We start from the raw sequence: 9,329 nt of genomic DNA on the forward strand, positions 1-9,329 counted from the left end.
AAGATGTGTAGATACCTATGTTTTAAGAGGGAGGTCATTATAAAAACAACCCTCATGATGCTGCTCATCTCCCATAGGAAAGAGAGAAAAACTCCTCCCTTTATTAAAGAGAGTCGGGAGGGATTTAAATTTATCTCTTATCAAGAATCCCCCTTTGTAAAAGAGGGACTTTCAAAAACTTTTATACCCTCTCTCTAACTCTCTCCCAGAGGGAGAGAGAACTTTTTAATTTATAATCCCGGCACCACCACATGCACCACCGTCCCATACACCCCAATCAATATCGCACTGGCAAGCGTTCCTGATGCGATATATTTTGCAGAATAACCCGTCCCCTGATAATGGGTTTCCAAGGCCACAATATTAGCTGCGGGTGGAAGCAGGAAATACATCATCATTACTGCATACGTCAGGACTTGATGCGGAATTGGTAACAAGAAATAAGCTCCAGCTGCTAAACCAAGAGCAATAACAAAACGACCGCTGATCAATATTAAGCTGCGTTTTAAATCACTGAGCTGAATCCGAACTTTACTCAACCACATCCCCAAAATGCACATGCCAGCGAAAGTCACCAGAAACTTATTCGCAGCATAACCCCATTGAATCATCGGATGCGATTCATAAGCAGTGAAATCCCAAAATGACAAAATCGCTGCAACAGTGAGCGCAATCACCGGTGGAGATTTCAGCATATTTTTAATAATAAATTTGGGATCCTGCTTATCAGGACTGACAGCCACTACGGCGCTCACATTTCCAAATAAAGAACTACCGATATAGAGAGCCACTATGATATTTAAAGCTTCAGGACCAAATACAGCTAAGGCAAAAGGAAAACCGAGCCAGACTCCATTGAGATAACTAAAACATAATGCCCGCAATTTATCTTTGGAAAAAAGATAGAACAGTCCAAACAGGAAGATCGAACTAAAAATACTAAAGCCAATTAGCCACAGACTGCCCTGCTTATAGAACACCATGTTGTAAATCACAATCAGGGGAATCAGCAGGCGGGCTAACAAAGCCGCCATGAATGGACGAACTGGCTTTAAATTTTGGACGCCCCAGAATCCAATCAAAAATGAAATTAATGGTAGGAGCAGTGCCATAGGGAAAATAGATTCAATGGTAATCGATAGGCTTCATCCTAGCATACCTGCCTATGCTACGAACTTGATGTTTAAACTGATCTTTTTATAAATCTCATCACCAATACTGCTTATGCAGTGATTGGAATAACTTTTTTGACAATCTGTCCTACTGTTCCCCCCTGCTGGGATTTTTCTAGCCACTGCCATTCATCGGTTTTCATTCTCAGAAAATTGGAACAGCGTGTGCCATAGACCGGACTTTGAATAAAGGTCGAAGACAGTAACTGTTCCATTTCCGGCGCAATCCCGGTCTTAGGTAAGAGCTCTGGAATAATCTTTCGTTCATCCTCCAGAATATCCCAGACAGCGTAATATAGATCGGATTCAGGTGTATCTGGATGCTGCAGCATCGGCAAGAATTCTTGGGTAAAGCGCTTGCGCAGATGCCGGGTCTTTTCCCAGTGTTCCGTCAGCAAGCCATTGGAAACTACATACACACCATGTGCCAGCACCTGCGGTGCCTCGCCCCGGTTACTCATATACACCGCCTGCTCACGATCACCCACAAACAGGTTAAAGCCGGCATAGTCACACTGTTTCTTTTCCAGTTCCCGGGCAAAACGGATCGGTGTTAGATCCGATTCCAGAAAATTCTGAATGATATGCCCACGTGAAGTCGGATAATTATTCTTGTCATTGCCATCACGGAAATTGGTAATCACTGCCCATCTTCCTGATGGAGTGATACCCATCCAGGTACCGCCAGACTGCAAATCTTGTCCTGCAATAATTGGACTATTCTCCCATTCATGTAAGGCTGCTGTGGGACGCTGATAGAATTCGTCCCGATTGGAAATCAGACATAAAGGCGTGTTATCCAATACACGCCAGGCCAAGGCGACAATACACATATTTGCTGCTCTAGATCTTTACACATTGAATGTACAACATTTTTCCGGAGTTTAGGCTAAAATCAGGACAAAACAGAATGACAAAGGAAGATGCATGCTCACCTATCCCAATATTGATCCCGTAGCGATTTCGCTCGGGCCTTTGCAGGTCCACTGGTATGGACTAATGTATCTGATGGCATTTTTATTTGCTTGGGGACTCGCCACTTATCGTTCCAAACAGCGTGGCTGGACACCGGATATGGTCTCAGATCTGATTTTCTATGGTGCTCTTGGGGTGATTCTGGGTGGTCGTGTTGGCTACGTACTGTTCTATGGTTTTTCCCAGTTTCTGGCCGATCCGATCTGGCTCTTTAAAATCTGGACTGGTGGTATGAGCTTCCACGGCGGTTTCCTCGGTGTGATCCTGGCAATGCTGCTTTGGTGCAAGAAATACAAGATGACCTGGTTCCAAACCTTGGACTTTATCGCGCCATGTGTACCCACCGGTCTGATGTTCGGCCGTATTGGTAACTTTATCGGCGGCGAGTTGTATGGCCGTCAGGTGACTGATCCAAATTTTGCTTTCGGCATGATTTTCCCAACCGATCCGCTGCAACTGGTACGTCACCCATCCCAACTGTATCAGGCACTGTGTGAAGGTCTGATCCTGTTTATCGTGCTATGGTGGTTCAGTTCCAAGCCACGCCCGCGTATGGCCGTGTCTGCCTTGTTCCTGATCGGCTATGGTTTGGCACGTTTCGTGGTGGAATTTTTCCGTGAACCGGACAATGGTCAACTATTTATTGCCTGGATGAGTAAGGGCCAATTCCTCAGCCTGCCAATGATCCTGATTGGTATCTGGATGATGTGGTATGCCTACCAGAAGAAAATTTACGACTGGGGTCCACAGAAAAACAGCTAAATCAGCTGAACATATTGCGAGGCATCTGCCTCGCTTTTTTATCTCTGAAATATGCTAAAGTGCAGCTTATCTCTTTATCACTATTCCCGGTTGCCATGCTTGAATACTGGTTCAATCCGCAAATTTCTATTCTGAAAAAACTTCTGATTTTTATCGTGATTGCAGCAGTCACCGCAGGTCTGTACTGGATGGAACCTTTGCCGCTGGATTCAATTCTAATGTTTGCTGGCACCGGCATTATTTTCCTGATCTGCCGCTACTGCAAAATTCATTTTGTGAAAAATCCTACTGGGCTGTCTTATCGACTGCTCACCTGGATTCCAATTGCCCTGCTGCTGGCGCTGATTTTCATGAATATGAAAGATGGCGAGATTCTAGTGACCGGCGCACAAGGCATCGGCTTTATGGCACTGTCGATCTGCCTGTTTTCTCCACTCTCCCTGATGCACAAGAATTCGCATGCTTGATTTCTGGTATTCGGCACGCTGCACACGACAGATCAAATTGATGATCTGCATTACCACCTGTGCAGTGATTTACTATGCCTCGACCTTTGCCAAGCTGGATAGGATTTATATAGGGATCAGTCTGGCAATCGGCATGCTCAGTCATGTGCTGCATACGGTCGCATTAAAACTTCCAAAGCAGAATTCTTATAAGGAAGGCTTCACCCGACTGAATCTGTTTATTCCACTGATTGCCCTGATCACCCTGATTGGCGTGCTGCCGCAGCAGCACAAAATTGCCTTAGGGGTTCAATGTGTGGGCTTTAGTATGCTTGGACTGTTTATTGTGTCCATTTATGCAAACCGTGCGAAACGCTTCGAGGACTAAAACCTTTCGCAGAGTTCGATTGACGTACCGCTTATAGATAAGAATCCAGACGGTAGTAAGTGTATTTCACATTCGGGCTACGATAGACTGCGTAGCCGGTCTGTCTGAAGTCAGACACCCAAGCTGTACCTGAGTAGGCTGCAATGTGCCCATACTTGTGCTCTGAAGTCCGGTCGATGATATAGATATCACCTTTTTTCGGACGGTCAAATGACAGGTTAATTTTACGATAACCTAACTGTTGCAGTGTCGTACCCCAGTCCGCTGCTGCGACAGGGTGATTAACGATTTTCGCGCCTGAAGATTGCAGGCCAATCCGGATACTGCGTGCGCACATCTTGGTACTAGTATTACGGGTAATACCTTGCAGATAGCTAGTAAATTTTTCGATATCAATACGCTGACCTTTAGAACCAAAGTTCTTGTAAGATTCAGATTGATTTTTACGGGCTGAAGCAGATGTGTTGCGCTGGGACTGACGTTTAGCATTTTGTCCCGATTGAGAACGAATTATGACATTCGCTTGAACAGGAGCATGAACTGCACTCATATTCGCTTGATGATCATAAATCATATTAGACCAGGTACTCCTCGCCGTTTGCAGGCGTTCATATCTTTCAAGAGGCCCAAATACTAGCCCTATTAATGTTATTTTTCACGTTCTAAATGTAAATAAATTTATCAATATTTAACCAGTCAAATTTAAACACTTATTTTTTATGTAATTATTTTACCTCATTTGTTTACAAAAAATTAAATTATTAAGTTTTTGTGAAAAATAAATTAATAGCTATCTCAATTCAGCAAAATAAAATTTATGGATTTAACTCAAATCATCTCTAATTAAAATTTCCTGCACAGGCTCTACCAAATCATATCTATTTGAAAATAAACACAACATTTCACTACAGGATTACAGCATTGCAGTGCGATTGAACTGTTTAGACTGTGGGACACCAATTCATTGACTGACATAAAATGGAGAAAAAGAATGAGTCATGATATTCCGACCGTTTCCAATTTTGATCTCGCCAAATATCTGGGCATCTGGTATGAAATTGCCCGTCTCCCAATGAAACACCAGCCTGAAGATAGTACTGATATTTCAGCAGCTTATAGCTTGAATGAAGATGGTACAGTTCGTGTCCAAAACCGTTGTCTGGATGCTGACGGCAAGCTAGATGAATCGATTGGTGAAGCGACCATTGTTGATGCAGCCAATGGCAAGCTAGAAGTCAGCTTTCTGCCAGAAGGTTTGCGTTGGGTACCATTTACCAAAGGGGATTATTGGGTACTGAAACTGGATGCTGGCTATCAGACTGCTCTAGTGGGTGAACCAAATATGAAATATTTATGGTTATTGCACCGCACTCCAACCATTGATGAAGCGACCAAACGAGAATATCTGGCTTATGCACAATCACTGGGTTATGACCTGTCGGATCTGATTGATACAGTACATACCGGCAAACCAACCGCCTAAAAAGGTCTGTAAAAAAGCACCCTAAATGGGTGTTTTTTATTAGATGAAAAGAGTGTCTGCTGATGCTGAATTATGGTAAAAATGCTATTCTAAGCGATTTTTCAAATTACTGATCCTGCATATCTCCCCAGAATGGAGATAAGACAGGGACATTTTTGCCATTCATTTGAGAGGCAATATTCAACAGATTTTAAGAGAAACCTATGCGCCAATATCTTGACCTTTTACAACATATCCTCGACAACGGCGGTGATAAGGGCGACCGTACTGGTACGGGTACACGTTCAGTATTTGGTCATCAGATGCGCTTTGATCTTTCTAAAGGTTTTCCTTTACTGACCACTAAAAAAGTTCACTTTCGTTCCATCGTGATTGAGTTGTTGTGGTTCCTAAAAGGCGATACCAACGTCAAATATTTACAAGATAATAAAGTTACCATTTGGGATGAATGGGCCACTGCAGAACAGACTGCACGTTTTGGCCGTCCGGAAGGTGAGCTTGGTCCTGTGTATGGTCACCAATGGCGTAATTTTGGCGCAACAAAAAAAGAAGATGGCAGCTACAATCAGGACGGTTTTGACCAGATCAAATGGCTGATCAATGAGATCAAGACCAATCCAAATTCACGCCGCCTGATCGTATCGGGCTGGAACCCAAATGAAGCTGGGCAAGTTGCTCTACCGCCTTGCCATACCCTGTTCCAGTTCTTTGTGCATAACGGCAAACTTTCTTGTCAGCTGTATCAGCGTAGTGCTGACGTATTCCTTGGCGTACCATTTAATATTGCCAGCTATGCCCTGCTGACCCATATGATCGCGCAGGTTTGTAATTTGGACGTTGGTGATTTTGTCTGGACTGGTGGCGATACCCACCTGTATGCCAACCATTTTGAACAGGCGAAACTGCAACTCAGCCGTGAACCAATGGGCCTGTGCCAGCTCAAACTTAATCCTGAAATCAAAGACATTTTCGACTTTAAATTTGAAGATATCGAAATCGTTGGCTATGAATCACATCCCGGCATTAAAGCACCTGTCGCAGTTTAAGTATTCAAATATGTAACGGATCGAGTCATCGCATCCGTTATAACTTCCAAATCCTATTTCATCAAATTCCCTTTTTCTTACACTTCCACTATTCATTAATTTCATTTCTACCTTCTGATCATTTTTGTTCTTTTCTTAAAGCATCTCATTCTTTATTTAAAAAATTGTGCTCTGACTGTTGCCTAAGCCTCAGCATTTCAGATATTTTGGCTATTCCCTTTCCTGTGCTGTAACAGATACAGGAAATCCAGGTGTAGACAAGGATTTAAGCTATGGCATTTCAAGATTTAGAAGTGGTTCACGTGGTGGCTATGGATCAGCAACGCTGTATCGGTAAGGGCAATGACCTACCTTGGCATATTTCTGCCGACCTGAAACATTTCAAGGAAATTACCCAAGGCGGTGTAGTGGTCATGGGCCGTAAAACGTTGGAATCTATGGGCCGTGCCTTGCCTAAACGCGTGAACTGGGTGATCACTCGTGATCCCAACTGGAATTTTGCAGGCACGCGTGTTGCACACAGCATTGAAGAAGCCCTAGCCCAAGCGGTTGCCGATGTCAAAGCCTCTGAAAAACCAGACAGCATTTTTGTCATCGGGGGTGGTGAAATCTTCAAACAGACCATGGATATTGCTGACCGCCTGGAACTAACTCATGTCGAGCTGGATGTTCAAGGTGATGCCTACTATCCTGAAATTCCGGCTGAGTTTAAAAAAGTTTCTTCCGAGTCACACACCGACGACAAAACCGGGATTGTTTTTGAGTTCGCAACGTATAGAAAATAAAAGAATAATTTTAACTTGAAGATTCAATGATGCCTGCACAGGGAAATCCTGCACCCCACTGGTTGTTCTGGTTACTGAATGCGGTATTTACCCTGTTTGTTCTTGGTTCCAGCCTGTGGCTGTGCCTGGCAATCTGGGTGCAGCAGCCTTTGGGAGTGATTGGTAATTATATCCTGATTGCATTATGGTTATTTCTAGCTTGTGGGGCTTTAGGCCTCTACTTTAGCCGTCATCTGATTTCGCGTGGCGCAGATACTATTCTCTATATTTTAGCCTTTCTGTTTAGCCTGCTGTGGTATTTCAGTCTGGACGCACGTCAGGACCGGGAATGGAATCCTGAAGTTTCCCGTATTCTCCGTTATGAACAGCAAGGTGATCTGGTTACTCTACATAATGTGCGCAACTTTAACTGGCGACCGGACGGCAGTTATGTCGAACGCTGGGAAAACCGTAGCTTTGATCTGAATAAAATTACTGGTGTGAATGTCATCACGTCCTACTGGATGGGTCCGCATATCGCACATACCTTAGTGAGCTTTGACTTTGCTGACCAGAAACCGCTGACTTTCTCCATTGAAATTCGTAAAGAAAAAGATGAGGGGTTCTCTGCAATTGGTGGCTTTTTCCGCAAGTATGAACTGAGTTTAGTCGCTGCTGATGAACGAGACATTATTTATACCCGCACTAATACCCGTGGTGAGCAGGTCTATTTCTTTCCAGTGAATATGTCACAGGCCCAAGCTAAGGCCCTGTTTCAGGAATATCTAGCCAAGGCCGATGATCTGGCGCAGCAACCGAAGTGGTACAACACCCTGACCAGTAACTGCACTACGCTAGTGTTTGACATGGTCCAGACAGTTTCACAAAAACCATTGCCAACCGATTACCGCCTGATTGCGTCTGGTTATCTGCCTAATTATATGTATGACTTGCAGGCTTTAGATCAGCACTGGGATTTACGTACCTGGTATGCTAAGGCACATGTCAATCCGCGTGTTAAAGAATTTCTTCAGGTCAGCAGCGAACAATACTCCACTTTAATCCGCAAAGGTTTACCGACGGTACAAGCAAAATAAGAGCACTTTCAGGTAAAGTAATAGATACAAATTGTATTGGTATCCGTTGAATTTTTCTGTTTATATACAGTGATGTATCAAAGAAAAAGAGTAAGTCCAATGTTAAAGAAAGTGGCCGCTATTGCTATGTTAGCTTCAGCACTGGTTTTTACCGGCTGCCAAACTACACCAGACCAGACCTCTTCTCAGGCTATTGAAAACCTGCAGCTACTGCAAAACCGTACCTGGATTGTCACCCACATTGGTAGTACTGAAATCAACACTGCACCAACGGCACGTAATATTCCTAGCCTGCAGTTTGATGCTGCAACTCAGCGTGTAACAGGTGCTGATGGTTGTAACCGCATTATGGGCAGCTATACGGCTGGTAAAGATACCCTGACTTTAAGTCAAATGGCAGGTACCAAAATGGCTTGTATGAATAACGATGGTCTGGATCAAAAATTTAATGAAGCACTTGCGAAAGTGACTCATTACCAAGTATTTGGCAAAACCCTGAAACTGCTGGACAGCTATGGTAATCCGGTGATTCAGCTGACCAGTGCAGTACAGCCTCGCTAAACTATTTAAAAAAAAGCCTGTTTATACAGGCTTTTTTTTATTCAGCATTTAGAGCGTAGAATAGAAATAGATATTTGAAAAAGGACAAGATCATGCAACAAGCACTTTTCGGTGGAGGATGCTTTTGGTGTACCGAAGCGGTATTCCTGCAAATTCGCGGTGTGGAGAAAGTCGTGAGCGGCTATGCTGGTGGACATAACGAGAATCCAACTTATGAACAAGTGTGTGATGGCAATACCAACCATGCCGAAGTGATCCTGATTGATTTTGATGATAGCCAGATCAGCTTCAAGCAATTGCTGGATGTGTTCTTTGCCACTCATGACCCTACAACCCTAAACCGTCAAGGTAATGATGTCGGCACTCAATACCGTTCGGTAATTTATTACTTTAACGAGGAACAACAACAGCAAGCCCAAGGAGCCATTGATGCACTCAAAGCTGAAGGGATCAATGTAGTGACAGAACTCAGCCCTGCCCCAACCTTCTATCCGGCAGAAGACTATCATCAGAATTTCTTTGCCAAGAACCCAACTCAAGGCTACTGTAACTTTGCCATTCCACCAAAACTCAACAAGCTGCGTTCGAAGTTTGTCGATCTGCTGAAATAAAATCTGTCTTGTCCTGAAATAGAT

General features: G+C 43.7%; 12 protein-coding genes. 9 read left to right on the forward strand and 3 right to left on the reverse strand.

Annotated features, from left to right (window positions below; all coding sequences use genetic code 11):
- Nucleotides 1-230 precede the first annotated feature (230 nt).
- Together GW12_RS13305 and GW12_RS13310 are read right to left on the reverse strand one after the other, a co-directional pair.
- Nucleotides 231-1,112, reverse strand: a complete 882-nt coding sequence (locus tag GW12_RS13305) for a permease (protein WP_034588389.1) — start codon at nt 1,110-1,112, stop codon at nt 231-233.
- A gap of 110 nt (nt 1,113-1,222) precedes the next feature.
- A complete protein-coding gene (locus tag GW12_RS13310) occupies nt 1,223-2,005 on the reverse strand; it encodes an NRDE family protein (RefSeq protein WP_034588392.1) in 783 nt (260 codons plus the stop codon).
- A 94-nt stretch (nt 2,006-2,099) separates the two neighbouring features.
- Here GW12_RS13310 and lgt point away from each other — a divergent pair, with 94 nt between their 5' ends.
- The 3 genes from lgt to GW12_RS13325 all read left to right on the forward strand — a co-directional run bounded on the left by lgt (nt 2,100) and on the right by GW12_RS13325 (nt 3,743).
- Nucleotides 2,100-2,909, forward strand: a complete 810-nt coding sequence (gene lgt / locus GW12_RS13315) for a prolipoprotein diacylglyceryl transferase (protein WP_034588394.1) — start codon at nt 2,100-2,102, stop codon at nt 2,907-2,909.
- A 95-nt stretch (nt 2,910-3,004) separates the two neighbouring features.
- Nucleotides 3,005-3,376 carry a hypothetical protein gene (locus GW12_RS13320; RefSeq protein WP_034588396.1) on the forward strand — a complete coding sequence of 124 codons (372 nt, stop codon included), beginning with the start codon at nt 3,005-3,007 and terminating at the stop codon, nt 3,374-3,376.
- On the forward strand, nt 3,369-3,743 hold the full coding sequence (locus GW12_RS13325; RefSeq protein ID WP_034588398.1) for a hypothetical protein: 375 nt from the start codon (nt 3,369-3,371) through the stop codon (nt 3,741-3,743). The genes GW12_RS13320 and GW12_RS13325 overlap by 8 nt, the downstream gene beginning before the upstream one ends.
- 31 nt (nt 3,744-3,774) lie before the next feature.
- Here the strand turns inward: GW12_RS13325 and GW12_RS13330 are convergent, their stop codons facing one another.
- Nucleotides 3,775-4,317, reverse strand: coding sequence for a hypothetical protein (locus tag GW12_RS13330; protein ID WP_034588400.1), 543 nt, complete (start codon nt 4,315-4,317; stop codon nt 3,775-3,777).
- Nucleotides 4,318-4,734: 417 nt separating this feature from the next.
- On the opposite strand from GW12_RS13330, the gene GW12_RS13335 reads away from it, so the two are divergent.
- From GW12_RS13335 to msrA, 6 genes are all read left to right on the forward strand, one after another.
- The gene (locus GW12_RS13335; RefSeq protein ID WP_034588401.1) at nt 4,735-5,226 is read left to right on the forward strand and encodes a lipocalin family protein; all 492 of its coding nucleotides are present in this window, start codon (nt 4,735-4,737) and stop codon (nt 5,224-5,226) included.
- A gap of 203 nt (nt 5,227-5,429) precedes the next feature.
- A complete protein-coding gene (gene thyA / locus GW12_RS13340) occupies nt 5,430-6,272 on the forward strand; it encodes a thymidylate synthase (RefSeq protein ID WP_034588403.1) in 843 nt (280 codons plus the stop codon).
- 272 nt (nt 6,273-6,544) lie between these two features.
- Nucleotides 6,545-7,057: a dihydrofolate reductase gene (locus tag GW12_RS13345; RefSeq protein ID WP_034588405.1), complete on the forward strand. Its 513-nt coding sequence runs from the start codon at nt 6,545-6,547 to the stop codon at nt 7,055-7,057.
- Nucleotides 7,058-7,086: 29 nt separating this feature from the next.
- Nucleotides 7,087-8,133, forward strand: a complete 1,047-nt coding sequence (locus tag GW12_RS13350; protein WP_034588413.1) for a DUF4105 domain-containing protein — start codon at nt 7,087-7,089, stop codon at nt 8,131-8,133.
- A 99-nt stretch (nt 8,134-8,232) separates the two neighbouring features.
- A complete protein-coding gene (locus GW12_RS13355) occupies nt 8,233-8,694 on the forward strand; it encodes an META domain-containing protein (RefSeq protein WP_034588409.1) in 462 nt (153 codons plus the stop codon).
- Between the two features lie 92 nt (nt 8,695-8,786).
- Nucleotides 8,787-9,305 (forward strand): peptide-methionine (S)-S-oxide reductase MsrA, encoded by a 519-nt coding sequence (gene msrA, locus GW12_RS13360; RefSeq protein WP_034588411.1) that lies wholly within the window; start codon nt 8,787-8,789, stop codon nt 9,303-9,305.
- Nucleotides 9,306-9,329 lie beyond the last annotated feature (24 nt).

It is taken from the genome of Acinetobacter sp. HR7, assembly GCF_000773685.1.
Classification (GTDB): domain Bacteria; phylum Pseudomonadota; class Gammaproteobacteria; order Pseudomonadales; family Moraxellaceae; genus Acinetobacter; species Acinetobacter thermotolerans.

Bases quoted from the DNA above. Each gene is read 5' to 3' on its own strand.
- GW12_RS13305 (WP_034588389.1), bottom strand. From the start codon at position 1,112: ATGGCACTGCTCCTACCATTAATTTCATTTTTGATTGGATTCTGGGGC.
- GW12_RS13310 (WP_034588392.1), bottom strand. From the start codon at position 2,005: ATGTGTATTGTCGCCTTGGCCTGGCGTGTATTGGATAACACGCCTTTA.
- lgt (WP_034588394.1), top strand. From the start codon at position 2,100: ATGCTCACCTATCCCAATATTGATCCCGTAGCGATTTCGCTCGGGCCT.
- GW12_RS13320 (WP_034588396.1), top strand. From the start codon at position 3,005: ATGCTTGAATACTGGTTCAATCCGCAAATTTCTATTCTGAAAAAACTT.
- GW12_RS13325 (WP_034588398.1), top strand. From the start codon at position 3,369: ATGCTTGATTTCTGGTATTCGGCACGCTGCACACGACAGATCAAATTG.
- GW12_RS13330 (WP_034588400.1), bottom strand. From the start codon at position 4,317: ATGATTTATGATCATCAAGCGAATATGAGTGCAGTTCATGCTCCTGTT.
- GW12_RS13335 (WP_034588401.1), top strand. From the start codon at position 4,735: ATGAGTCATGATATTCCGACCGTTTCCAATTTTGATCTCGCCAAATAT.
- thyA (WP_034588403.1), top strand. From the start codon at position 5,430: ATGCGCCAATATCTTGACCTTTTACAACATATCCTCGACAACGGCGGT.
- GW12_RS13345 (WP_034588405.1), top strand. From the start codon at position 6,545: ATGGCATTTCAAGATTTAGAAGTGGTTCACGTGGTGGCTATGGATCAG.
- GW12_RS13350 (WP_034588413.1), top strand. From the start codon at position 7,087: ATGCCTGCACAGGGAAATCCTGCACCCCACTGGTTGTTCTGGTTACTG.
- GW12_RS13355 (WP_034588409.1), top strand. From the start codon at position 8,233: ATGTTAAAGAAAGTGGCCGCTATTGCTATGTTAGCTTCAGCACTGGTT.
- msrA (WP_034588411.1), top strand. From the start codon at position 8,787: ATGCAACAAGCACTTTTCGGTGGAGGATGCTTTTGGTGTACCGAAGCG.